This is a genomic window from Gordonia sp. UBA7599, from assembly GCA_002477755.1.
Classification (GTDB): domain Bacteria; phylum Actinomycetota; class Actinomycetes; order Mycobacteriales; family Mycobacteriaceae; genus Gordonia.
Map to the genome: position 1 here is coordinate 1 of DLKD01000099.1, position 23,285 is coordinate 23,285.

Sequence of the window (23,285 nt, forward strand, 5' to 3'; positions counted from 1 at the left end):
ACGAACATCTCGACGAAGTCCGAACCCGAGATGGTGAAGAACGGGACGCCGGCCTCACCGGCGACCGCGCGGGCCAGCAACGTCTTGCCGGTACCGGGCGGGCCGTAGAGCAGCACGCCCTTGGGGATCTTCGCGCCCAGTGCCTGATAGCGCGACGGGTTCTGCAGGAAGTCCTTGATCTCGTAGAGCTCCTCGACTGCCTCGTCCGCGCCGGCAACGTCGGCGAAGGTGGTCTTGGGCATGTCCTTGCTCAGCAGCTTGGCGCGGGACTTGCCGAAGCCGAAGCCCATCCGGCCGCCGCCCTGGATCCGGGAGAACATCACGAACAGGCCGATGAGCAGCAGCAACGGCAGCAGATAGACCAGCAGCGTGCCGAACACGCTGCCCTCGTTGACGGTGGTGGTGATCTCCGCGCCGCTGGCGTTGAGCTCGTCGAACAGCGTCGCGCCGTACCCGGTGGGGTACTTGGTGATGATCTTGTCGGAGCCCTCGGTGCCGGTCGCGCTGCCGCGCAGATCCAGCCGCAGCTGCTGTTCGCGGTCGTCAATCTGGGCCTTGGCGACGTTGTCGTTGCGGATCTGGGAGGTCGCCACCGACGTCGGGACCGCCTTGTAGCCGCGGGTGTCGTCGCTGAGGTAGTAGATCAGCAGACCGGCACCGATCAGCGCGAGGAGCACCGTCAACGTACGGATGGCAATGCGTCGGTTCATCGTGTTCTGTGGTTCATCGTGTGCTGTGGGCCGACGGGTGCCGGCCGGGTCCTTCCGCGTGCACTTCAGGGAATCTTCAGGCTACCGCCATATAAACGCGCGCCGGTTCCCACCTGGTGCAGTTTTCCGGCGGGATGTGTTTGGCTGGCGCGGTGGCCGGGTTCACCGAACGATTCGTGGCGCGCGATGGGGTCCGGCTGCGGGTCGTCGAGGCCGGCCGGCGCGGTGATCCGCCTGTGGTGCTCGCGCACGGTTTTCCCGACCTGGCGCTGGGCTGGCGCCACCAGATCGCGGCGCTGGCCGCAGCCGGCTACCACGTGCTGGCCCCCGACCAACGCGGCTACGGGCGCTCGTCGTGCCCGGAGCAGGTCGCGGCCTATGACATTCACGCGCTGACCGGTGACCTGGTCGGGGTGCTCGACGCACTCACCGACGCCCGCCGCGCGGTGTTCGTCGGGCACGACTGGGGTGCGTTCACAGCCCATGGCGCGGCCGCACTGCCCGATTCGCCGTTCGACGCGCATGTCGCCCTGGCCATCCCGCCGCTGGCCAGCATCCGGATCACCCGGCAGGAGTTCGCGCGGCAGGTGTGGACGGCGGTGGCCCAGACCCGCAACAGCTGGTACATCGTCGTCAACCAGCTGCCACGGCTGCCCGAGCGCGTGTTCGCGTCGATGACCGGATTGCTGTGGCGGGAGTGGGCCCCCGGTTACGACGCCGCCGTGGACCTCGCGCACCTGGCCGAGGCGGCGCCGCCGCGCAACCGCGCGGCCATCGTCGGTTACTACCGGCAGATGGTCCGACCCCGGCCGGGTTCGGCCCTCACCCGCGAACTGACCAAGCTGTTCATGGCGCCACCGATCCATCCGGTCCAGGTGCTCTACGGCTCCGACGACCATGCGATGCGCGCACAATTCTTCGCCGGACTCGACGACGGGCGACTCCCGGAGGGCAGTCGGGTCGAGCGACTCGAGGGTCTAGGGCACTTCCTGCACCTGGAACGGCCCGAGCAGGTGAACGCGCTCATCGTCGACCACCTTGGACCGGCGTAGCCAGCGGGCCTACTGGGCCTCTGGTGCGCGGCGGCGGTCGACCCACACCACGCCCCAGGCGATCAGCGAGACGATGACGGCGATGGCAATGACGTAGGCGGCGACGCTGGGGTATCCGCCGGATCCGTGCGGGTCCAGGAAGGGGTAGGGGTACCACCACGACTGCCTGGTCACCGGATTGGTGGTCAGCGGGCCGCGGATCAGGGTGTAGGCCGCCCAGACGATCGGGAAGCCGACGACGGTGGCGATCGTTGCCCACCCGATGCGGCGACGAGGGGGGCCGACGAGCAGGTCGAGCAGCAGGAACAGCGGGCCGACGAGGTGCAGGACCTCGTTGGACCACCACACCGGCTCACTGCCCTGCGGGAGTTCGACCGTGCGCAGCAGCGTGTTGTAGACCAGGCCGGTGACGACCATGTATGTGGTGACGCAGGCCAGTGCGACGGCGATCGCGCCGGTGCCCGGCGTGCCGGTCGAGCGACCCCGGGTGAACCACCAGATCGCCGCCCACGCGAGGACGGCCGCTGCGGACAGGTTCGACAGGATGGTGAAGAAGCTGAAGAAGTTCACGACGGTGGTCGTGACGTCGCGGCCATAGGAGTCCGCCACGTCGACCGATCGGGCGAACTGGACGACCACGGCGGCGACGATGAGGACCGCCATCGCCACGCGCAGGGCGTTCCAGACATGTGCGCCGCGGGTATCGGTGACGGCCGCGCTGCGGACTGCGGTCACAGGCACTCCCTGGTTGTCGGCGGGCGATGTGTCGGCAACGGCGTTGTCACCGCGTCTGATTCACTGCCGTGCGTCAGATTACCTGGCAGTGTGGGATGTGCCCGGGCGCGCGACAGGTGGCCGGGCCGAGACGAGAGGACAGGCAATGACCTTTTTCCGGACTCCCGCGCTGTTGATCGCGCGGATCATCCTGGGTCTCATCTTCATCGCGACGGGCCTGCGGAAGCTCGACAGCGGGCTGGGCACGACCGCGGACGGATTCAAGTCGATGGGCGTGCCCCTGCCCAAAGTGTCCGCGTTCTTCCAGACGTGGTTGGAGATCATCGGGGGCGGCGCGCTGGTCCTGGGCATCCTGCTTCCCGTCTTCGGGACGGTGATGGCGCTGTCCATGATCGGTGCCGCCTACTGGGGCCATTGGGACAACGGCTTCTGGATGGCCGACGGCGGGTACGAGCTGACCGTCGCACTTGCCGCTGGGCTGCTGGCCGTCGGGTGGGCCAATGCCGGGGTGTTCTCCGTCGACCACTACCTGCGCAAGCGCCGCGGTGAGGCGGTCGTCGTCGAGGGCGGGTAGGCGCTTCGCTCGCCGAGCCGTTAGGGTGCCCTAAAAGACCGATTCAGGAGGGTGCCCGATGACCGATCTGCGGTCGATCACGCAGTTGTTGCTCCGGCTCACGCTGGGCGTCGTGTTCTTCGCCCACGGCTGGGAGAAGCTGGTCATCAAGGGCATCGACAAGACGGCGATCCTCTTCGGTGACGGACCCGGCGGCAAGAACGGGTTCGAGATCCCCTTCCCGACCGCCGCCGCCCATTTCGCTGCGTGGGCCGAGGTGCTCGGCGGCGCCGCGCTGATTCTCGGTGTGCTGCTGCCCTTCGTGGGTGTCGTACTGGCGGCGACGATGGTCGGCGCCGGCTACTACGGCCACCACGACAACGGCTTCTGGATCCAGCAGAACGGGTGGGAGTTCAACCTGGTGCTGGCCGTCGCAGTACTGGCCGTCGGGTTCGCGGTCCCCGGTGCGGTGTCGATCGATCACTATCTCAAACAGCGCCGCGCAAAGATCCAACGCGGTCAGGCGGTTGCCAACAACTGAGCGTGTTGGAAACAGCTGCGACGAGTAGGAAACACGCGTCGCGTCAGTGCTGATTGCTCGCAGTGACCAGCCACAGGGCGCCGGGCAGCTTCACCGATCCGTCGACTACGTAAGTCTGGATCTGCTCGCGCGTGCGCTCCACCACGTCCGACCACTTTTCGGTGGTGATCGTGTTGTCGAGCTGTTCGCGCGCTAGCCGCCCCGTCGTGGTGGCCAGGATCAGCGTGAGACGCTCCTCGACGCCGTCACTACCGTCCACCGAGTGGTCGAAGACGGTGTCGAACGGATCGACAGCCACCTTGTCCCAGCCCGCATCGGTGAGGATTGTTGCTAGGTAGTCGCGGTCGGCGAAGGCCATCGGGCCCGGAGTGCCGGGCGGCGGGGGTGCCGGTGGATCGGGCAGTGCGGCGGTGATCGCCTCGGTCCCCGCGCCGCCGAAGCTGGGGTTCTCGGCGATCGAGCGCCAACAGACGAACACCAGGTGGGCGCCGGGGGCGGTGACGCTGCGGACATTGGCGAAGGCCGCTGTCGGGTCGCTGAAGAACATGACTCCGAATCGGGAGACGACCCGTTCGAACGGCGCGCCGGGCGCGTGCGCGCCGATGTCCATGGTCTGGGCATCGCCGAGCAGGACGGTGGCCTCGGGGACGCGGCGGCGGGCCGCCTCGACCATGTCGGGGGCGATGTCGACGCCCACCATCGTCGAACCTGCCGCGGTCCCCGCCGCAAGCAGCGTGCCCGAACCGCAACCGACGTCGAGGGCCCGCTCGTTCGACCGGAAACCCGCCCGTTCGACGATCTCCGCGGTCACCGGGGTGTACACCGAGTCGAACAGGGCCTCGTTCTCGACCCAGGCGGAGGCGCCCTCGCGCCATCCGGTGGCGTCGTAGTCGTGAGCCATAGTCCGATCGTACGGGCGGTTCGACGAAGGCCGACGGTGTAGGTTCACGACCATGCCAATCGTGCACCACCGGCAGCCCAGCGTGCTGTCCTATCTCCACTGGATGCTTGCCCGGATCTTCGTCAAACCGGTCCTGGCCCTCGGCCCGGTCAACAAGCCGGTCTTCGCCCTCCTCGCCGCGCTCGAGCGCGGAGCGGAAAAGCAGCGCCCGCCGCGGTCAGTGGTGATCGAGCGCGTCGCGCTGGGCGGCCGACCGGCTGAACTCGTCATGGCCAAGGCGCCCACCAGTGGCGCGACGGACACCGCGGTCCTCTACCTGCACGGCGGCGGCTTCTTGAGTTGCGGGCCCGGGACGCACCGCACGATCACCGCATCATTGGCCAAAGGGCTCGGCGTGCCGGTCTTTGCCTTGGACTACCGGCAGCTGCCAGAGGTCGGCGTCGGCACTTCGGTCCATGACGCGTTCGAGGCCTATCGTGAGCTGCTCGGCCAGCGGGGCTACCGTCACGTCGTCGTCGCCGGTGACTCGGCCGGCGGGTATCTGACCGGCAAGGTCGCCGAACTGGCCTCGGTCAACGACGTACCGGCGCCCACCGCATTGGCGATGCTCTCCCCATGGCTCGACCTCGACATCGGCGACCGAGACGATCGGACCAGCCGCCACGACGCCTACCTGCCCATCCGCCAGTTGGCGGTTGTCCGGCCGATGCTCGATAGGGGGCCGATTCCTTTCGCCGGTGCCGTGAGCATCACCGACGTTTCGCCGGAGGCCTTCCCGCCCACCATCGTGATCACCGCAGAGCAGGAGATGCTGGAGCCCGACGCCCTGGAGTTCGCCGAGAATCTCGAGGCCGCTGGCAATCGCGTGGTGCTCCACAGTTATCCGTGGCAGATCCACGCCTTCACAGTCATGCTGCGCCACCGCGAGGGTGCCGAGTCGGTCCGGCTGGTCGTCGACTTCCTCAATGAGGCCATTCGTGAGGCCCACGCCGGCGATTCCGGTGACCGACCGCAGAGCGAGGCGAGCTGACGTGCCCCAGACCATCGGCGAACTGTTCGCCTTCGACACCCTGCTGCGCGACGACGAGAAGGCCATCGTCGACACCGTGCGCGACTTCGGGAACAAGCGCTTGCGCCCCAACATCGCCGACTGGTTCGACGCCGGCTCGCTGCCGGTGCGCGAACTCGCCGTCGAACTCGGCGCGCTGGGCCTGTTCGGCATGCAGTTGGAGGGCTATGGCTGCGCGGGTGCATCGGCCACCGCCTACGGGTTGGCCTGTCAGGAGATGGAGGCCGTCGACTCCGGGCTGCGCAGCTTCGTGTCCGTGCAGGGATCACTGGCGATGTTCGCGATCTGGAAATTCGGCAGCGACGAGCAGAAGGACAGCTGGCTGCCGGAGATGTCGGCCGGACGCGCCATCGGATGCTTCGGACTCACCGAGCCCGACTTCGGGTCAAATCCGGCGGGGATGCGGACCAACGCGAAGCGAGATGGCTCCGATTGGATCCTGAACGGTGCCAAGATGTGGATCACCAATTCGCCCGTCGCCGACGTTGCGGTGGTGTGGGCCCGCACTGACCTGGCGGAAGGCTCCCGCGGGATAAGAGGCTTCGTCGTCCCCACCGACACCCCCGGGTTCAGTGCGCCGGAGATCAAGCGCAAGTTGTCGTTGCGCGCTTCGGTGACCGGCGAGATCGTGCTGGAAGACGTTCGCCTCCCGTCGTCGGCGATGCTGCCCGGCGTCGAAGGGCTGCGCGGTCCGCTGTCGTGTCTGAACGAGGCGCGCTTCGGCATCGTGTTCGGCGCAGTGGGTGCGGGCCGCGACTGCCTGGAGACGGCGATCGAATACGCCGGCAGCCGTGAGGTCTTCGACAAGCCGCTCTCGGGTTACCAGATGACCCAGCGCAAGATTGCCGACATGGCCGTCGCGCTGGGCAATTCGCATCTGCTCGCCATGCACCTGGGCCGCCTCAAGGACGAGGGGGGCGTCAAGCCCGAGCAGATCAGCCTGGGCAAGTTGAACAACGTGCGCGAGGCACTGGCGATCGCGCGCGAATGCCGCACCATCCTGGGCGCCAACGGCATCACCCTGGAATACCCGGTGATCCGCCACGCCAACAATCTCGAGTCGGTCCTCACCTACGAGGGCACCTCGGAGATGCACCAGCTGATGATTGGGAAGGCGCTCACCGGGGTCGACGCGTTCCGGTAGCGGGGGCGCAACCCGGCCCTACCGACCAAGCAACTGCTTGGGTAGCGTGAGGGTATCGACTACAGGAGGCAAACGTGGCGCAGGGATTGAAGCTCGGGTTCAAGGCATCGGCGGAGCAGTTCGATCCGCGGGAGCTGGTGGAGATCGCGGTGGCCGCCGAGGAACACGGTCTCGACTCGGTCGCGGTCAGCGACCACTTCCAGCCCTGGCGCCACAACGGCGGCCACGCCCCGTTCTCGCTGGCCTGGATGGCCGCGGTCGGCGAGCGCACGTCGCGCGTGCAGATCGGGACCTCGGTGCTGACCCCGACCTTCCGCTACAACCCCGCGGTGATTGCTCAGGCCTTCGCGACGATGGGCTGCCTGTACCCCGGTCGGATCATGCTCGGCGTCGGCACCGGTGAGGCCCTCAACGAGTACGCCACCGGCTTCACCGGCGAGTGGCCCGAGTTCAAGGAGCGCTTCGCGCGGTTGCGCGAGTCGATCACGTTGATGCGTGAGCTGTGGACCGGAGCCAAGGTGGACTTCGACGGGGAGTACTACAAGACCGAAGGCGCGTACATGTACGACGTGCCCGAGCAGCCGATCCCGGTCTACGTGGCTGCCGGCGGTCCGGTCGTCGCGCGCTACGCCGGCCGTGCCGGGGACGGATTCATCTGCACGTCGGGCAAGGGGATGGACCTCTACACCGAGAAGCTGATCCCCGCCGTCAAGGAGGGCGCGGAGAAGGTCGGCCGCGACTTCGCCGAGATCGACCGCATGATCGAGATCAAGATCTCCTACGACCCCGACCCCGCGCTGGCCCTGGAGAACACCCGCTTCTGGGCGCCCCTTTCGCTGACCCCGGAGCAGAAGCACTCCGTCAACTCGTCGGTGGAGATGGAGCGCCTGGCCGACGAGCTGCCGATCGAACAGGTCGCCAAGCGCTGGATTGTCAGCTCCGACCCCGACGAGGCGGTGGCACTGGTGAAGCAGTACACCGACGCCGGCCTCAACCACCTCGTGTTCCATGCACCCGGACACGACCAGCGTAGATTCCTCGACAATTTCGCCCGCGATCTCGCGCCGAAACTGCGCGAGCTCGTCCCCGCGACCTGACCTGGTTCGGGTCAATCCGAGCCGCTCGCACGCTCGCGCGGCCGGGTTGATTCGTCCGGCGCGTGACGGGTCCTGTGCCGGGCTAGTGTTGTCCGCATGACCGCGCGCTCCACTGGCGAAAAGTCCGTGTCCGAGACATCGCATTCGGCGATCTACCTAGCGTCGGCGGAGGGCGAGACGGGCAAGTCGACGATCGCTCTGGGGTTGCTCGCGCAACTCTCCGCGACGGGTGGGCGCATCGGCGTGTTCCGGCCCATCAGCCGTACTCCCGACGGCAAGGACGACTACATCCTCGAGTTGCTCCTGGCCCACGACTCGGTGGGACTGGACTACGCCGATTGCATCGGCGTCACCTACGACGACGTATCCAAGGACCCCGAGGGCGCGCTGTCGGTCATCGTCGACCGGTTCCACGCGGTGCAGGAGCAGTGCGACACCGTCCTCGTCGTCGGCTCGGATTACACCGACGTCGGCAACCCGTCGGAACTGTCCTACAACGCGCGCATCGCGGCCAACCTGGCGAGCCCGATGGTGTTGGCGCTGCGCGCGTCGGACCGCACTCCCGAGGAGGTGCGCGGGCTGGCTGTGCACGCCCTGGCCGAGGTCTCCGCGGCTTATGCGACAGCCGTGGCGGTGGTCGTCAACCGCGTCGACCCGGCGCGGCTGGAGGCCACGCGCACCGCACTCGAGGGTCTGGGTCCGGAGTTCTGGGTGTTGCCGGAGGACCCGGTGCTCAGTGCGCCGACGATGGCCGAGTTGGCGCAGGCGTTGAACGGCAAGCTCTACAGCGGCGACGCCGAGCTGCTGGACCGCGAGGCATTGCACGCGATGGTCGGCGGCATGACCGCCGAGCACGTCCTGGAACGACTATCCGACGGCATGGTCGTGATCGCACCGGCCGATCGCTCGGACGTGCTGCTGGCACTGGTCAACGCCAATGTGGCGCAGGGCTTCCCGCGGCTGGCGGGGATGATCCTCAACGGCGGTCTCAAGCCGCACCCGATGATCGACGCCCTCGTGCGCGGCCTCAACCCGACTTTGCCCATCATCATGTGCGAGCAGAGCACGTACGAGACGGGGCGGATCGTCGCGCACACGCGCGGCCGGATGGCCAATCAGTCGGCGCGCAAGATCGAGGCGTCACTCGCTTTGATGGAGCACTACATCGACGGCCCGGCGCTGATGGCCGAGTTGGACTTGGCGATCCCTCCGGTCGTCACCCCGCAGATGTTCGAATACCAGCTGGCCGCCCGTGCCAAAGCCGACCGCCGTCACATCGTGCTGCCCGAGGGGGAGGAGCCGCGCATTCTGCGCGCCGCCGCCCAGCTGGTTGCTCGGGGCGTGGCCCGCCTGACGCTGCTGGGCGATCCGGAGAAGGTCGGGGCGCAGCTGGCCGATCTGGACCTCGAACTCCCCGGCGTCGACATCATCGACCCGTTGAACTCCGAGCTGACCGAGCAGTTCGCCGTCGAGTACGCGGAGCTGCGCAAGCATAAGAATGTGGCGATGGACCGTGCCCGCGACCTCATGCGCGACGTGTCGTACTTCGGCACGATGATGGTTCACATGAACCTGGCCGACGGCATGGTGTCTGGCGCGATCCACACCACCGCGCACACGATCCGGCCGTCTTTCGAGATCATCAAGACCAAGCCCGGCGTCGCCACCGTCTCGAGCGTCTTCTTCATGTGCCTGTCCGACCGGGTTCTGACCTACGGCGACTGCGCCGTCGTACCCGACCCGTCCGCAGGCGAGCTCGCCGATATCGCGATTTCCTCGGCCGAGACGGCCTCTGCTTTCGGCATCGACCCGCGGGTGGCGATGCTGTCCTACTCCACCGGCGAATCGGGCTCGGGTGCTGAGGTGGACAAGGTGCGCGAGGCGACGGCGTTGGTGCGCGAGCGGGCCCCGGAACTCTTGGTGGAGGGGCCGATCCAGTACGACGCCGCCGTCGACCCGAGTGTTGCCGCCACGAAGATGCCCGACTCCCCGGTGGCCGGGCAGGCGACGGTGCTCATCTTCCCTGACCTCAACACCGGCAACAACACCTACAAGGCGGTGCAGCGCAGCGCCAATGCCATCGCGATCGGTCCGGTCCTGCAAGGCTTGAACAAGCCCATCAACGACCTGTCGCGCGGCGCTCTCGTCGCCGACATCGTCAACACCGTCGCGATCACCGCGATCCAGGCCCAGGCGTCGCAAACGAAGGACTGACCACCGTGAAACCTCTCGTCCTCGTCCTCAACGCCGGCTCGTCGTCGCTGAAATACCAACTCCTGGAACCGGATTCGGGGGAGGTCACCGCGGACGGCTTGGTCGAGCGCATCGGGGAACCGGTGTCGGTGATCACCCACGAGCAGGGTGGCAACAAGACCGTCGAGGACCTGCACCTGCCCGACCACCGCGCGGCGATCGGCAAGGCCTTGGAGCTGTTCGCGGCCGGTGGCATCGATCTGGAGCGAACGGACCTGTGCGCCGTCGGGCACCGTGTGGTGCACGGCGGCCGGTCGTTCTACCAGCCGACGCTGATCGACCAGCACGTCGTCGACGAGATCTTCCGTCTGGCCCCGCTGGCCCCGCTGCACAATCCGGCCAACCTCGTCGGGATCGCGGCAGCGCGCGCCCTGCTGCCCGACGTCCCCGGCGTGGCCGTCTTCGACACCGGCTTCTTCCATGGGCTGCCGGACGAGGCGGCGCTCTACGCCATCGACCGCCAGGTGACCGAAGAGCACGCGCTGCGCCGCTACGGCTTCCACGGCACCAGCCACGACTATGTCTCCCATCGCGCCGCGGAGTTCCTCGGACGTCCCTACGACGAGGTGAACCAGATCGTGGCGCACCTGGGCAACGGCGCTTCGATGTCGGCGATCCGCCATGGGCACCCCGTCGACACGACGATGGGCATGACGCCGCTCGAGGGCCTCGTGATGGGGACGCGCAGCGGTGACACCGATCCCGGCCTGGTGCTGCACCTGCACCGCATCATCGGGCTCTCCGTCGACGAGATCGACGACCTGCTCAACAAGCGGTCCGGCCTGAAGGGACTGTGCAGGGAGAACGATTTCCGGGCGGTCACCGAGATGATCGCCGCCGGAGACGAACACGCCAAACAGGCCTACGACGTCTACATCCACCGGTTGCGCCGCTACTTCGGCGCGTACCTGATCGACCTCGGGACCACCGACATCATCTCGTTCACCGCCGGAGTAGGGGAGAACGCGGCGAGCGTCCGCGCGGACTCGCTGGCCCGGTTGGAGGGCTTCGGCATCGAGATCGACGCGGAGCGCAACGCCGTGCGCGGTTCGCAACCGCGCATCATCTCCACCGACGCGTCGCGCACCACGGTCCTCGTCGTCCCCACGAACGAGGAACTCGCCATTGCCCAGGCCGCCAAGGTGGTCGTGAGCGGCGTCGCCTGATCAGAACCAGGTTGCGGGCCGGACGTAGTTGGCCAGGTCGACGAGCATGAAGCGGTGGGACCGGTTGTTACGGGTCTCGCGGGCCAGGTCGCGCAGGGACTGTTCGGTCGCGCTGCGCAAGCCGAACTCGGTGAACGGGTAGCCGAGCAGCGGGGGAAGCTCCTCGGTCGGCTGGTTCTCCAGCACCCAGCCCAGTGCGCTGCCGAGGACGATCAGTTTGATCCGCGGTTTGCGCGGCTCGGTGTCGGGGATCGCCGCCAGACGGGTGGCCGCCTCCTCGATCTGGGCGTGCGTCACCGTCGCCGCAGGCCGCCCGTGCACCAGAGCTAGGACCGCGGTCTCCAACGCCGTGTTGTAGTGCCTACTAGTCGACGGCACCTCGTCGAGCCCGACGAGCGCCTGCTCGACCTCCCCATAGGCGAGATGGATGCGGGCCAGGGCGAAGGCGGCGGTGATGATGGCGTGGTCGGTGTACCAGAGGTCCTGATAGTGGTGGCGGGCGATCTCGTACCAGCGGCGGACCTCGGGGTCGACCGATGCCGGGTCGCCCGACCCGGCCGCCAGCCACCGCCCGATCAGCTCGGCCGTTCCGGCGACCGCGAGCTTCGGACCGATCTCGCCGGGCATGGCCTCCAGCGTCTCGTTGAAGCGCTCATAGGCCAGTTCCGGCTCGTCGTTGCGCAATGCGCAGATGCCGAGGTACCACTCGATCCGCCAGTTGTGCCCGTAGGTCTTGGTCGCCGCGCCCAGCACGCCCAATGCCGTGTCCACGTCGTCGAGTTCGAGGTACGCGCGGGCTTCGGCCAGGTCGATCTCCAACGAGTGGTGTGGGATCGTCTCGTCGCTTTCGAGCATCGGGGTCCGGGTGCCCTCGCGGTGTGCCCGGATTGATTCCAGGATCTGCCGCGGAGCCGACAGCGCGGCCGAACTCAGCACCCGGGCGGCCGGATCGGTGGTGTCGAGCAACGGCACCGGCAGGGCGGCTGCGATATCGGCCGGGTCGTAGAAGGTCGTCTCGTCGGGATCGAAGAAGGCGTCGACCGGCCCGAGGAGCAACTCGGTGCCGAAGGTCGAGCGCGGCGGCGTGAACACAGTCGAGAGGGCGGGCCGCGGGACACCGGTGTGTACGGCGACGGTCTCCCGCAACACGTTGAGCAGCTGAGTCGTCATCTCCGCAGTGCTGGCGAATCGCTCGCCGGGATCGACTGCGGTGGCGCGGGCCAGCAGCAGGTGGAACGACGGATTTTCGACGAAGAGGGGCACGTCCGCGACGGCGGGAAGGCCTGGCAGGTACTGCCCGCCCTCCATCGGCATATCGACGGTGAGAACCGCCAGGGTGCGTCCGATGCTGTAGATGTCGGTGGCGACCTGCGGTCCGGTCTCGACGATCTCCGGCGCCTGGAACCCCGGCGTCCCGTAGAGGCGGCCGTGCCCGCCGATCGGGGCGACGGCGCCCATGTCGATGAGCCGCACGTCCGAGGCGCTCACCATGATGTTGTCGGGCTTCACGTCGTTGTAGACCAGGCCCACCGAGTGCAGGTAGCCGACGGCGGGCAGCACCTCCAAGACGTAGGCCATCGCCTGCTCCGGGGACAGCAGCCGCGGCACCGACCGGCCTTCGGCGTCCTTGGTCGTCGTCAACTGCTTGAGCGTCTGGCCGCCGATGTACTCCATGACGATGTAGCCGATGGTGCGTTCATCGGAAATGACGTGCTCGACGAAGTTGTAGATCTTGACGATGCCGGGGTGGTTCACCGAGGCGAGGAACTGTCGCTCTGCCATGGCGACCGCCTGGGCCGCGGAGTCACCGGAGTTGAGCAACCCCTTGAGGACGACGGGACGGTCGGACACGTTGCGGTCGATAGCCACGTAGATCCATCCCATGCCGCCGTGGGCGATGGCGCCGAGGATCTCGTACTGATCGGCCACGATCGTGCCCGGCCCCAGGCTCGGTACGAACGCGTAGCGGACGCCGCAATTGGGGCACGTCCCACTCAACGGGCCGGCGTGGGGGCCGGACTCGCGACCCAGCGGGGTGCCGCAGTTCCAGCACTTGCGCTTGCGCTCGGGGATCTGCGGGTCCACGAGCACCGCGTCCTCGGGCTCAGTGTCGACGATCGGAGGCAGGTCGACCAGTTCGCTGCCGAAGCGGCGGTCGTGCACCAGCGGTGCGCCGCGCTCGGGGACCAGGACTCGCCCTCGGGGTACCGGGAAGGTCGTGCGGGCGGTCATCGCCGCGCGCCCGCCGGTGCTGGTGGCATCGGTCGTGGCGGACTCGAGATCGCCCGACTCGGCCGACGGTGTGCTGCCGGAGTCCTCGTCCTCATCGTCGTCGAAGGGGTTGAAAGCTACCGCCTGGGTGCCGGCGTCTTCGTCCTCGTCGTCGTCGAAGGGGTTGAAGGGCACAGCCTGTGTCTGGGTGGGTTCGGTGCCGGCGGGTTCTGTGCCGACTGGGTCGTCGGCGTCGCCGTGGGGGTCGGAGTCCAGCGCCATGGCTCAGCCTCGGTAGGTGGGTCGGGGGAGGGCGATCGGGGCGCCGACGACCGAGAGCCACTCGTCGGCGATGGCGCGCCACCGACCGGTGGCAACAAGGTCGACCAGCACCGCGTTGACGAAGCGGACGAGTTCGTCGCGGTCCTTGCGGATGCCGATGCCGTAGTACTCCTCGCCCAGACTGGGACCGACGAGGTGCAGCCACGGGTCCTGTGCCGCCAGTCCCGCGAGAATCGCGTCGTCGGTGGACACCGCGTCGACACCGGACTGCTGCATCAGCACCAGGCAGTCGGCCCACGTCGCGGTTTCCACCAGCGTTGCCGATGGGACGATCCGGCGCAGTCGCAACGCCGATGTCGCGCCGGTCGCGACGCAGACGCGCTTGTCCTTGAGGTTGGCCGCCGAGGTGATCTTCGAGTTGATCACCGCCAGGATCCGTTGGGCCGCAACGTAGTACGGCGATGAGAAGGTCACGTACTTGAGTCGTTCGCAGGTGATGCTCATCGTCTTCACGACCAGGTCGACCTGTCCGGTCTGCAGTGCGCGGATCCGGTCGGCCGAGCGGGTGACCCGGAACTCGATGCGGTTCGGGTCGTTGAAGATGGCACGGCTGATCTCGCGGGCCAGGTCGACGTCGAAGCCGCGCAGGTCCCCCGACAGTGGGTCACGGAAGCTGAACGGATTGGAGCCGGTGTCGACGCCGACGATGAGGCGGCCATTGGCGTAGATCTCGGCCATCGGAGTGCGCGGTGGCATCTGGCCCGGCTCGGGCAGCGGAATGGGGCGCAGGCTGGCGAGTCGGTTGCAGTTGTCGGTTTCGGAGTCGGGGGGGAGTGCCGTCCCGGGCTTGGCGACGATCATCCCGGGTGGGGTCGGCGTGATGGCCGTCGTCCGCTGCGGTGGGCTGTCGGGTGCGGTGAACCGGACGCAGCCGGTTGCGGTGATGGCGACCAGCACCACGGTGCAGGCGGTGAGGAGACGGGTGGTCATCGGACCTCGGGTGGTCATCGGTACTCCCGGATACGGTCGTAGAACCCGATCGGAATGGCGATTGCGGCGAGCAGCGCCAGCACCAGAATGCCGGTGCTGCTGAACGCAAGGAGCTTGCCCGCCGTGTAGATGTTGTTGCGGAAGGCGTTGCGCGCCTCGGTGATCGACCGGACGATCGCATTGTCGACCGTCGCGTAATAGGTGGCCGCACTGGTCGGGCCGCTGCCCACGGTGAGTGCGCGGGCACCGAGGTAGTCGCCGACGGCGAGGGCCTTGCCGATCTCGCGGTCGGTGATCTGCCACTCGACGAGTGCGGCGCGCGCCTCGTCGATGTCGGTGATCGGGAGCGTCTTGCGCTTACCCGAGTGGTACTCCTGTGACAGCGAGTTCAAGACTTCGGCGACCTGTCGCGTGGAGGTGGTGAAGTTGTCGTTCAGGGCGGTCTGGTCGCGGCGGACCAGCGACAGCGTCTGCGCCGATCGGGCCTGCTGCAGGCTGATACGGGCTGAGGTCAACGAGTGCAGCGGATCGGCGCCGTCGACGCGTGCGGTGGTCGTGGCGGCCACCGACGTCAATCCGACGACCAGCAGCCACAGCGTCCCGGCGCTCATCGCAATCAGGCTGATCACCACACCGACGTTCAGCCGGCGCCGGGTGCGCCGATCGAGATAGCGGGATGCCGCGATGAGCGCGGCGATCACCGCGAACAACAACACGTAGACGAGGTAAGGCGGACGCGTCAGTACGCGTTGCGGCTGCGCGATAGTCGATGCGCGTTGTTCGTAGATGCGTTGGGCCGCCGGTAGCAGCGTCTCCTGCATCAATCCGCTTGCCTCGTTGAGGTATGCCGATCCGACGGGGTTGCCCAGCCGGTTGTTGGCACGGGCAGTCTCGACGAGCCCGGTGTAGACCGGCAGGTTCACCGTCAGCGACACCAGGTCGGCGTGGACGGGGTCGTCGTCGGCGCTGAGCGCTCCGCCCGCCTCATCGGGGTTGTTGGCGGCGGTGATGAGTGCGGCGGAGGCGCTGGCGATGGCGTTCAAGTACCGCTGGCGCAGGGACGCCGGTTCGAGGCCGCCGGAGATGAAGGCGGAATTGGCCGACGCGTCGGCGATCGAGAGCGAGCTGAACAGGACTTGCGACGATTCGGCGATCGGCTCGGCGCGGCTGATCAACTGCTGCAGCGTGTGGGTGCGGCCGTTCAGAGTGGTCGAGGCGTACAACCCCGTGGCCAGACAACCGATCGTCAGCGCTGCCGCAATGAGGAACAGCTTTCCCGGCGTCGACGACCCGAAGGTGCGCCACGCGGCGAGCCCGGATTGGGGCCGGCCACTCATTGCGGCGGCAACGAGCTTGCGGCGGTCGGTGAGGGCACGGCGCAGTTGGGGGCTGGTGGACAGCCGGTTATTGACCTGCTCGGCGATGCTTCCCGGCGTGGAACGAGCGGTTAGGCCGGTGAATCTGGAACGCGCGGGTGATGCGTCGGATTTCACCGCATCATCTCCCCGTCGCCGGCCGATATACGTGCATCTGCCAGCGTAGTCGGGGTTGGCGGCAGACGGGGCAGACACGCACGCACAATGACCGATCAGCCCCGATTGAATGTCGACCGGCACCCTTCGGTCGCCTACGGTGTGATGTAACGGAGGAAGGACGACTGTGCGCGGAGACGGTGACGGGTGGGTCTTTGATCCCGACGGTGCCCGCTATTGGGGTGTCCACGGCGCCGCCGGGCTGCTGCTGCGCGCGCCGCTGCCCGACGGTGGGATCGGAATCCTGTTGCAGCACCGCGCCGTCTGGTCACACCAGGGCGGCACGTGGGCCCTGCCCGGTGGGGCGCGCGACTCCCACGAGACCGTCGTCGACACGGCAATCCGGGAGGCCGACGAGGAGGCTGGCATCGGCCATCACGACCTGGTCGTTCGACTTACGGTGGTCACCGCGGAGTCGGTGAGCGGGTGGACCTATACGACGGTGATCGCCGATGTGACCGAGCCGGTCGGCACGGTGGCCAATGGTGAGTCGACCGAGTTGCGGTGGGTTCCCGCCGACGAGGTCGATTCGCTGCCCCTGCACCCGGGTTTCGCGCGCAGCTGGCCGGAGTTGCGCGAGCACTTGGCCACCTTGGCCTGACCCCCGCCTCAGTGCGGCACGAGGTTGGCGCCGGCGATGAGCGCGTTGCGGTTCGCTTCGTCACCGTCGGCGCCGGTGCCGACGGCCCACCACTGCCGGTCGTCGTTGCCGCACAGCAGGATGGTGATGACGTCGGCGCCGTCGTGGCGCTGGTGGAGGCGGTGGATCTCGACTCCGGCGCCGAGGTCGTAGAGCATCGCGCTCAGCGCGCCGAGCTGACCGGTGGCGCGGGCGGACAGGGCGTGGTCGTGACCGCCGACGGTGATGGTCGCGCGGCAGTCGAGGCGATCGCCGTCGGTGGGGGAGGCCGCCCACGATTCCAGGCGGATCCGGCCGGTGATAGCGGCGAACCGCTCAGCACATTCTTCGGTGGACATCGTGTGGGCCTCCTCGCGCATCCCTGGGGGCAGTTCAGCGGTACGCGAGAAGAATGACGGGGAGAAGTGGCGGGTGTGCATCTGATTGGCGCTCTCGGTCTGTAGAGAAGATGACCGATGGGTGAATACGACAACCCCGCAGCGGGGGGTCGGTCGTGAGGACCCCGCTACGGGCTTGTTACGAGCTTGATGCGCACCCGGTCAGGGTAGCACTGTGTCAGCGCGGGGTTACTCCCCGGAACCGCGGGCGTCGGCCTCCATGGCCTCGATCAGGCTCTTGGGGCGCAGATCGGTCCAGTTCTCCTCGACGTAGGCCAGCGCCGCCTCGCGGCTGTCCTCGCCGAACACCTTCGTCCAGCCGGCCGGGATCTCGGCGAACGTCGGCCACAGCGAGTGCTGGTTCTCATCGTTGACCAGCACGTAGAAGCGGCCGTTCTCGTCGTCGAACGGGTTCGTCATGTCATCTCCTTCGCAGCGGCCCGGGGGCCCATATCGTCGTCCACCCTAGCGTCCCGGCATCAGCGCGGTCGATTGTGACCCGACTGGTAGTCACAATCCACCGTGTTGATCGATGGCCGTTCGCAAGGCCGTGGCAGCTCGGGCAGGTTCACTTGCAGTAGTCAGTGCGCGCACGACGACGATCCGGCTTGCACCCGCCGCGACCACTTCGGGAACGCGCTGCGCGTCAATGCCGCCGATGGCGAACCACGGATGGTCGGTGGTCAGTGAGACCGCATGGCGGACCAGCTCCAGCCCGGTCCCGGGACGGCCGGGTTTCGTCGGCGTCGACCAGCATGGACCGACGCAGAAGTAATCGATCAGCGGGTCCGCCGCCGCAGCGGACGCCTGCTCGGCGTCGTGCGTGGATAGCCCGAGCAGCACGTCGTCGCCGACGAGGCGCCGCGCCGTGGCCACCGGCAGGTCGTCCTGCCCGACGTGCAGCACATCGGCGTCGGCGGCGACGGCGATGTCGGCGCGATCATTCACCGCCAGCAGTGCGCCCGCCGTCACCGTGAGTTCTTTGAGTTGGGCCAACAAGTCCAGTTCGGGTCCGGCTTCCAGCGCGCCGAATTCGCGCTCACCGACCGAGCCCTTGTCGCGCAGCTGCACGATGTCGACCCCTCCGGCGAGCGCAGCCGTGACGAAATCCAGTAGGTCGCCGCGCTCGCGGCGTGCGTCGGTGCACAGGTATAGCGACGCGGAGGCCAGCCGTTCGCGACGATTCACGGAGTCCACCGTAGCGACTACCCTTGGTCCGTGACCCAGACCCAGTCCCGGCCATCGCTCGCAGTGATCGGCGGTGGCGTGATCGGGCGGATATGTGCGCTCGCCGCGGCCGACGCGGGATGGGACGTACACGTCTACGACGCCGGTCCTGCGATCCGCGCGGCCAACGTCGCCGGCGGCATGCTCGGTTCCCTCGGCGAGGGCCACCCCGGCGAGGAAGCGCTGCTGACCCTCTCGGCCGAGTCGACGGCGCTGTGGCCCGGTTGGATTCAGCGGCTCGGCGATCCGTCGATCGTCACCGCCACCGACTCGCTGTTCGTCGCGACCACCGCCGCCGACGGCGATTACCTTTCACAGCTGGCCCGGTTCGTGTGGTCTGGACAGATCGGCGCGGATCGCCTCACCGCGCTGACCGCCCGCGAGGCCCGAGCACGGGAGAACGCCCTGAGCTCCCGTGTCCGCGGCGGATACCTCGCACGCGGGGAAGGTGCGATTGACAACCACCTACTCCTGCGCGGGTTGCGCAACGCGCTGGCCGATGCCGGGGTGCAGTGGCACCGCATGCAGATCGACGCCGTCTCCGAGGTGAGTGCTGACCAGGTCCTCGTCGCCGCGGGGATGGGGACGCCCGCGCTGCTACCCGACGTCCCCGTCGAGCCCGCGAAGGGCGAGATCCTGCGGCTGGCGGGCAACCCGACGTCGATCCCGCCGCCGCGCACCGTCATCCGTGCCCGTGTCGACGGGCGCAATCTCTACCTGGTGCCCCGTGCCGACGGCGTCGTCGTCGGCGCCACGCAGTATGAACCGGCATCCAGTCACGATCGAGCGCCCCAGGCAGGCGGGGTCGCCGACCTGTTGGCCGATGCCTTCGAAGTGATGCCCGGCCTGCGCACCTATGACTTCGCCGAGGCCGCCGCCGGCGTCCGGCCCTGCTCTGCTGACGGTCTTCCGGTCATCGAACGGGTCGACGATCGCACGCTGGTCGCGACCGGCCACGGCCGCAACGGAATCGTGCTGGCGCCCGTCACCGCGTCGCGGGTCCTCGATCTTCTCGGCGGCTAATCTGGACGGCATGACGACCACCGGAGCCCAGATCGCCCTCACCGTCAACGGCGATGCCCGCGACGTGGCCGCCGGGACCACCGTCGCCGGACTCGTCGCCGACATCGGTCTGCCCGACCGCGGGATCGCCGTCGCCGTCGACGGCTTCGTCGTGCCCTGCGGAAAGTGGGACACGACAGTCCTGCGCGACGACGACACCGTTGAGATCGTCACGGCGGTCCAGGGTGGCTGAACCGGCCGATCCGACCGAGCTGGGGCCGCTGCGGATTGGCTCGTCGGAGTTCGGCTCGCGCCTCATCATGGGCACCGGCGGTGCGACGAACCTCGCCGTCCTCGAGCGCGCACTCGTCGCCAGCGGCACCGAACTGACGACGGTCGCGATGCGCCGCGTCAGCGCGGACACCGGCACCGGGGTCCTCGACCTGCTGCGCCGACTGGGCATCACGATCCTGCCCAACACGGCCGGCTGTCACACGACCGCCGAGGCCGTACTGACCGCGCGCTTGGCCCGCGAGGCAGTGCAGACCGACCTGGTGAAGCTCGAAGTGATCGCCGATGACAAAACGCTGCTGCCCGATCCGATCGAGACACTCGACGCGGCACAGGCCCTCGTCGACGACGGATTCACCGTGCTGGCCTACACCAACGACGACCCGGTACTGGCGCTGCGCCTGCAGGACGCGGGCGTGGCGGCGGTCATGCCGCTCGGCTCGCCCATCGGGACCGGGTTGGGTATCCGCAATCCGCACAACATCGAGCTGATCGTCGCCCGCGCGAGCGTGCCCGTCGTCCTCGACGCCGGTATCGGCACGGCATCGGATGCGGCGCTCGCCATGGAGCTGGGCTGCGACGCGGTGCTGCTCGCGACGGCGGTGACGCGCGCGGAGAACCCCGAGGAGATGGCGACCGCTATGCGCCACGCGGTGATTGGCGGACACCTTGCTCGCAACGCCGGGCGCATCCCGAAGCGCTTTTGGGCGCAGGCCTCCTCGCCCGGGCGCGACTGCTAGCATTGCTAGCAGGAGGAAGCTCATGGCTACGTTGACTATTCGCAGTCTGTCCGAGTCGACCAAACGTGCACTGAAGGCGAGAGCAGCCCGAAATGACCGGTCGATGGAAGCCGAAGCCCGGGACATCCTGCAAGCAGCGGTCTCCGCGGACCAGGACTTCATCACCGGCTGGCTCGACCGTGCCGCCGAGTTCCGTGGTGATTTCCCGTCGCCAGACAGATCCCCTGCGCGTCGGGTCGACCTCGACTGATGATCGTCGCCGACACGAACGTCCTGTCCGAACCACTGCGCCGACAGCCCAGCCCGCTCGTCGTGGAATGGCTCGCCCAGAATGCGACCGAACTTGCGGTCACCACGATAACGATCGCAGAGTTGCGCTACGGCGTACGAAGGCTTCCCGTCGGACGTCGTCGGCAAAGTCTGGATGCCGGTATTTCAGAGATGGTGACCCGTGCAGGTCAACGCATCCTCGACTTCAACATTGCAGCGGCAGAACGATATGCCGAACTACGGGCAGACAGGGAAGCAGCCGGGATCAGCATCTCTGTCGAAGACACCATGATCGCAGCGATCTGCTACGTCTCCGACTGTGCGATCGCTACCCGCAACGCCGACGATTTCCGGGGCTCGGGCCTGACGATCATCAATCCGTTCGAGAACGCCTGAGGACGTTGCTTGCAGGCAGCCAACTACGTCGAGCCCACCCGCCACAGTGGGTTCACCGGGCCGTGCCCGCCGCCGATCGGGTAGGCCGCCTCCAAACAACGGGTCACCCAAGCCTTGGCGAAGGTCAGTGCCTGCGGCACCGAGTATCCGTGCGCGAGCGCGGCCGTGAGGCCTGCGGCGAGGGTGTCGCCGGCGCCGTGGTCGTGCTCGGTGTCGATTCGTTCGGTGTCGATGAGCAACTCGTCATCGACGGACAGAAGCAGGTCGGGCGAATGGTCACTGTTCCTTAGGTGTCCGCCCTTCACCAGTGCCCACCGCGCCCCCAGATCGAGCAGTGCGTGTGCCGCCGCGCGCTGGGTCTGGGCACCGACGACGTCGATCCCGGTGATGAGGCGCACCTCGTCGAGGTTGGGGGTGACCACGGTGGCCCGCGGGATCAAACTGCCCCGCAGGTCGTCGAGCGCTTCGGCGGCCAGCAAGGGGTCGCCGTGCATGGACGCGCAGACCGGGTCGACGACCAGCGGGATCGGGCCGTCGCCCCCGATACCGAGGTCGGTGCAGGTCGTAACGACGGCCTCGATGATGGCGCTGCTCGCAAGCATCCCGGTCTTCGCCGCGCCGATCCCGATGTCGGTGACGACGGCGCGGATCTGGTCGGCGACGATGTCCGAGTCGATCTCCTGGTAACCGGTCACACCGCGCGAGTTCTGCACGGTCACCGCGGTGACCGCGACGCATGCGTGCACGCCCATCAGCGCGAAGCTGCGCATGTCGGCCTGGATGCCCGCACCACCGCCGGAGTCGGACCCGGCGATGGTCAGTACTCGGACGGGCGTCTGTCCGTCGGGCGCCGTCGGCAACAGCGGTGGTCGCGCGCTCACCGCGCGGCCGTTTCGATGATCGGCAGATACACCTGGTTCCCCTGTTCGACGAACTCTGCGGACTTCGCCGCCATCTCGGCGGCGATCTTCGCGTCGATGTCGGCAGCGGTCTCCAACCCGTTCTCCTGCGCATATGCGCGCACGTCGGCCGAGATCCGCATCGAGCAGAACTTGGGGCCGCACATCGAGCAGAAGTGGGCGGTTTTGGCCGGCTCGGCGGGCATCGTTTCGTCGTGGAACTCGCGCGCGGTATCGGGGTCCAGTGCCAGATTGAACTGGTCGGTCCAGCGGAACTCGAAACGCGCCTTGCTCAAGGCGTCGTCGCGTTCCTGGGCGCGCGGGTGGCCCTTGGCGAGGTCGGCGGAGTGGGCGGCGATCTTGTAGGTGATCACGCCGGTCTTCACGTCGTCGCGGTTGGGCAGGCCCAGGTGTTCCTTGGGGGTGACGTAGCAGAGCATCGCCGTGCCGGCCTGCGCGATCATCGCCGCGCCGATGGCCGACGTGATGTGGTCGTAGGCGGGCGCGATGTCGGTGGCCAGGGGGCCGAGTGTGTAGAAGGGCGCCTCGTTGCAGAGTTCTTCTTCCAAGCGCACGTTCTCGGCGATCTTGTGCATCGGTACGTGGCCGGGACCCTCGATCATCACCTGCACTCCGTGGCGTTGCGCAATCGCGGTCAGCTCGCCGAGGGTGTGCAGCTCGGCGAACTGTGCCTCGTCATTCGCGTCGGCGATCGACCCGGGCCGCAGACCGTCGCCCAGGGAGAAGGTGATGTCGTAGCGCGCGAAGATCTCGCACAGCTCGTCGAAGTGTGTGTAGAGGAAGGACTCCTCGTGGTGCGCCAGGCACCAGGCCGCCATGATCGACCCACCGCGCGACACGATCCCGGTGACGCGCTTGGCCGTCAGCGGCACGTACCGCAGCAATACGCCGGCGTGCACCGTCATGTAGTCGACGCCCTGCTGCGCCTGCTCGAGCACGGTGTCGCGGTAGACCTCCCACGTCAGCTTCGTCGGGTCGCCGTTGACCTTCTCCAACGCCTGGTAGATCGGCACCGTGCCGACGGGGACCGGCGAGTTGCGCATGATCCATTCGCGGGTCTGGTGGATGTCGCGGCCGGTGGAGAGGTCCATGATCGTGTCGGCGCCCCAGCGGGTGGCCCACACCATCTTCTCGACCTCTTCGGCGATAGAACTGGAGACCGCCGAGTTGCCGATGTTGGCGTTGA

General features: G+C 67.8%; 25 protein-coding genes. 14 read left to right on the forward strand and 11 right to left on the reverse strand.

Annotated features, from left to right (window positions below; all coding sequences use genetic code 11):
- A partial coding sequence (locus B4L26_RS11385) for an ATP-dependent metallopeptidase FtsH/Yme1/Tma family protein (RefSeq protein WP_290718988.1) occupies positions 1–710 on the reverse strand: 710 nt, incomplete at its 3' end.
- A gap of 116 nt (positions 711–826) precedes the next feature.
- On the opposite strand from B4L26_RS11385, the gene B4L26_RS11390 reads away from it, so the two are divergent.
- Positions 827–1,762 carry an alpha/beta fold hydrolase gene (locus B4L26_RS11390; RefSeq protein WP_290718989.1) on the forward strand — a complete coding sequence of 312 codons (936 nt, stop codon included), beginning with the start codon at positions 827–829 and terminating at the stop codon, positions 1,760–1,762.
- A gap of 9 nt (positions 1,763–1,771) precedes the next feature.
- On the opposite strand, the gene B4L26_RS11395 is transcribed toward B4L26_RS11390, so the two are convergent.
- Positions 1,772–2,497, reverse strand: coding sequence for a Pr6Pr family membrane protein (locus B4L26_RS11395; RefSeq protein ID WP_290718990.1), 726 nt, complete (start codon positions 2,495–2,497; stop codon positions 1,772–1,774).
- Positions 2,498–2,642: 145 nt separating this feature from the next.
- Between B4L26_RS11395 and B4L26_RS11400 the strand changes: the two genes are divergently transcribed.
- Positions 2,643–3,071: a DoxX family protein gene (locus B4L26_RS11400; protein ID WP_290718991.1), complete on the forward strand. Its 429-nt coding sequence runs from the start codon at positions 2,643–2,645 to the stop codon at positions 3,069–3,071.
- Positions 3,072–3,129: 58 nt separating this feature from the next.
- Positions 3,130–3,591 carry a DoxX family protein gene (locus tag B4L26_RS11405; RefSeq protein ID WP_290718992.1) on the forward strand — a complete coding sequence of 154 codons (462 nt, stop codon included), beginning with the start codon at positions 3,130–3,132 and terminating at the stop codon, positions 3,589–3,591.
- A gap of 43 nt (positions 3,592–3,634) precedes the next feature.
- On the opposite strand, the gene B4L26_RS11410 is transcribed toward B4L26_RS11405, so the two are convergent.
- Entirely contained in the window at positions 3,635–4,492 is an 858-nt protein-coding gene (locus B4L26_RS11410; protein WP_290718993.1) for a class I SAM-dependent methyltransferase, read from the reverse strand.
- A gap of 52 nt (positions 4,493–4,544) precedes the next feature.
- Here B4L26_RS11410 and B4L26_RS11415 point away from each other — a divergent pair, with 52 nt between their 5' ends.
- The 5 genes from B4L26_RS11415 to B4L26_RS11435 all read left to right on the forward strand — a co-directional run bounded on the left by B4L26_RS11415 (position 4,545) and on the right by B4L26_RS11435 (position 11,221).
- The gene (locus tag B4L26_RS11415; protein ID WP_290718994.1) at positions 4,545–5,522 is read left to right on the forward strand and encodes an alpha/beta hydrolase; all 978 of its coding nucleotides are present in this window, start codon (positions 4,545–4,547) and stop codon (positions 5,520–5,522) included.
- Position 5,523: 1 nt separating this feature from the next.
- Positions 5,524–6,705: an acyl-CoA dehydrogenase family protein gene (locus B4L26_RS11420; protein WP_290718995.1), complete on the forward strand. Its 1,182-nt coding sequence runs from the start codon at positions 5,524–5,526 to the stop codon at positions 6,703–6,705.
- Positions 6,706–6,779: 74 nt separating this feature from the next.
- Positions 6,780–7,802 (forward strand): glucose-6-phosphate dehydrogenase (coenzyme-F420), encoded by a 1,023-nt coding sequence (fgd, locus tag B4L26_RS11425; protein ID WP_290718996.1) that lies wholly within the window; start codon positions 6,780–6,782, stop codon positions 7,800–7,802.
- Positions 7,803–7,898: 96 nt separating this feature from the next.
- The gene (pta, locus tag B4L26_RS11430) at positions 7,899–10,016 is read left to right on the forward strand and encodes a phosphate acetyltransferase (protein WP_290718997.1); all 2,118 of its coding nucleotides are present in this window, start codon (positions 7,899–7,901) and stop codon (positions 10,014–10,016) included.
- A 5-nt stretch (positions 10,017–10,021) separates the two neighbouring features.
- Positions 10,022–11,221: an acetate kinase gene (locus B4L26_RS11435; RefSeq protein WP_290718998.1), complete on the forward strand. Its 1,200-nt coding sequence runs from the start codon at positions 10,022–10,024 to the stop codon at positions 11,219–11,221.
- Here the strand turns inward: B4L26_RS11435 and B4L26_RS11440 are convergent, their stop codons facing one another.
- Genes B4L26_RS11440 through B4L26_RS11450 form a run of 3 tightly spaced genes read right to left on the reverse strand, consistent with a single transcriptional unit; the run spans position 11,222 to position 16,197 of the window.
- The gene (locus tag B4L26_RS11440; protein WP_290718999.1) at positions 11,222–13,714 is read right to left on the reverse strand and encodes a serine/threonine-protein kinase; all 2,493 of its coding nucleotides are present in this window, start codon (positions 13,712–13,714) and stop codon (positions 11,222–11,224) included.
- Positions 13,715–13,717: 3 nt separating this feature from the next.
- Positions 13,718–14,704, reverse strand: a complete 987-nt coding sequence (locus B4L26_RS11445; RefSeq protein WP_290719000.1) for a glutamate ABC transporter substrate-binding protein — start codon at positions 14,702–14,704, stop codon at positions 13,718–13,720.
- Between the two features lie 14 nt (positions 14,705–14,718).
- Complete coding sequence (locus B4L26_RS11450) at positions 14,719–16,197, reverse strand: hypothetical protein (RefSeq protein ID WP_290719001.1); 1,479 nt, start codon at positions 16,195–16,197, stop codon at positions 14,719–14,721.
- A gap of 166 nt (positions 16,198–16,363) precedes the next feature.
- Here B4L26_RS11450 and B4L26_RS11455 point away from each other — a divergent pair, with 166 nt between their 5' ends.
- Positions 16,364–16,837 (forward strand): NUDIX hydrolase, encoded by a 474-nt coding sequence (locus tag B4L26_RS11455; protein WP_290719002.1) that lies wholly within the window; start codon positions 16,364–16,366, stop codon positions 16,835–16,837.
- A gap of 8 nt (positions 16,838–16,845) precedes the next feature.
- Here the strand turns inward: B4L26_RS11455 and B4L26_RS11460 are convergent, their stop codons facing one another.
- The 3 genes from B4L26_RS11460 to thiE all read right to left on the reverse strand — a co-directional run bounded on the left by B4L26_RS11460 (position 16,846) and on the right by thiE (position 18,441).
- A complete protein-coding gene (locus B4L26_RS11460) occupies positions 16,846–17,214 on the reverse strand; it encodes a hypothetical protein (RefSeq protein ID WP_290719003.1) in 369 nt (122 codons plus the stop codon).
- 228 nt (positions 17,215–17,442) lie between these two features.
- On the reverse strand, positions 17,443–17,673 hold the full coding sequence (locus B4L26_RS11465) for an MbtH family protein (RefSeq protein WP_290719004.1): 231 nt from the start codon (positions 17,671–17,673) through the stop codon (positions 17,443–17,445).
- A gap of 90 nt (positions 17,674–17,763) precedes the next feature.
- A complete protein-coding gene (thiE, locus tag B4L26_RS11470; protein WP_290719005.1) occupies positions 17,764–18,441 on the reverse strand; it encodes a thiamine phosphate synthase in 678 nt (225 codons plus the stop codon).
- Positions 18,442–18,471: 30 nt separating this feature from the next.
- Here thiE and thiO point away from each other — a divergent pair, with 30 nt between their 5' ends.
- Genes thiO through B4L26_RS11495 form a run of 5 tightly spaced genes read left to right on the forward strand, consistent with a single transcriptional unit; the run spans position 18,472 to position 21,179 of the window.
- Entirely contained in the window at positions 18,472–19,503 is a 1,032-nt protein-coding gene (gene thiO, locus B4L26_RS11475) for a glycine oxidase ThiO (protein WP_290719006.1), read from the forward strand.
- A gap of 31 nt (positions 19,504–19,534) precedes the next feature.
- Entirely contained in the window at positions 19,535–19,735 is a 201-nt protein-coding gene (gene thiS / locus B4L26_RS11480; RefSeq protein ID WP_290719012.1) for a sulfur carrier protein ThiS, read from the forward strand.
- Positions 19,728–20,513, forward strand: coding sequence for a thiazole synthase (locus B4L26_RS11485; protein ID WP_290719007.1), 786 nt, complete (start codon positions 19,728–19,730; stop codon positions 20,511–20,513). Before thiS ends, B4L26_RS11485 begins: the two co-directional genes overlap by 8 nt.
- Positions 20,514–20,535: 22 nt before the next feature.
- Positions 20,536–20,763 (forward strand): FitA-like ribbon-helix-helix domain-containing protein, encoded by a 228-nt coding sequence (locus B4L26_RS19100; RefSeq protein WP_409563504.1) that lies wholly within the window; start codon positions 20,536–20,538, stop codon positions 20,761–20,763.
- Positions 20,763–21,179, forward strand: a complete 417-nt coding sequence (locus tag B4L26_RS11495; protein ID WP_290719009.1) for a type II toxin-antitoxin system VapC family toxin — start codon at positions 20,763–20,765, stop codon at positions 21,177–21,179. The genes B4L26_RS19100 and B4L26_RS11495 overlap by 1 nt, the downstream gene beginning before the upstream one ends.
- Before the next feature lie 23 nt (positions 21,180–21,202).
- Here the strand turns inward: B4L26_RS11495 and thiD are convergent, their stop codons facing one another.
- Positions 21,203–22,060, reverse strand: coding sequence for a bifunctional hydroxymethylpyrimidine kinase/phosphomethylpyrimidine kinase (gene thiD / locus B4L26_RS11500; RefSeq protein WP_290719010.1), 858 nt, complete (start codon positions 22,058–22,060; stop codon positions 21,203–21,205).
- On the reverse strand, positions 22,057–23,285 hold a 1,229-nt coding region (gene thiC / locus B4L26_RS11505; RefSeq protein WP_290719011.1), incomplete at its 5' end, for a phosphomethylpyrimidine synthase ThiC. The genes thiD and thiC, both read right to left, overlap by 4 nt.

Bases quoted from the DNA above. Each gene is read 5' to 3' on its own strand.
- B4L26_RS11400 (WP_290718991.1), top strand. From the start codon at position 2,643: ATGACCTTTTTCCGGACTCCCGCGCTGTTGATCGCGCGGATCATCCTG.
- B4L26_RS11405 (WP_290718992.1), top strand. From the start codon at position 3,130: ATGACCGATCTGCGGTCGATCACGCAGTTGTTGCTCCGGCTCACGCTG.
- B4L26_RS11410 (WP_290718993.1), bottom strand. From the start codon at position 4,492: ATGGCTCACGACTACGACGCCACCGGATGGCGCGAGGGCGCCTCCGCC.
- B4L26_RS11415 (WP_290718994.1), top strand. From the start codon at position 4,545: ATGCCAATCGTGCACCACCGGCAGCCCAGCGTGCTGTCCTATCTCCAC.
- pta (WP_290718997.1), top strand. From the start codon at position 7,899: ATGACCGCGCGCTCCACTGGCGAAAAGTCCGTGTCCGAGACATCGCAT.
- B4L26_RS11440 (WP_290718999.1), bottom strand. From the start codon at position 13,714: ATGGCGCTGGACTCCGACCCCCACGGCGACGCCGACGACCCAGTCGGC.
- B4L26_RS11445 (WP_290719000.1), bottom strand. From the start codon at position 14,704: ATGACCACCCGTCTCCTCACCGCCTGCACCGTGGTGCTGGTCGCCATC.
- B4L26_RS11460 (WP_290719003.1), bottom strand. From the start codon at position 17,214: ATGTCCACCGAAGAATGTGCTGAGCGGTTCGCCGCTATCACCGGCCGG.
- B4L26_RS11465 (WP_290719004.1), bottom strand. From the start codon at position 17,673: ATGACGAACCCGTTCGACGACGAGAACGGCCGCTTCTACGTGCTGGTC.
- B4L26_RS19100 (WP_409563504.1), top strand. From the start codon at position 20,536: ATGGCTACGTTGACTATTCGCAGTCTGTCCGAGTCGACCAAACGTGCA.
- B4L26_RS11495 (WP_290719009.1), top strand. From the start codon at position 20,763: ATGATCGTCGCCGACACGAACGTCCTGTCCGAACCACTGCGCCGACAG.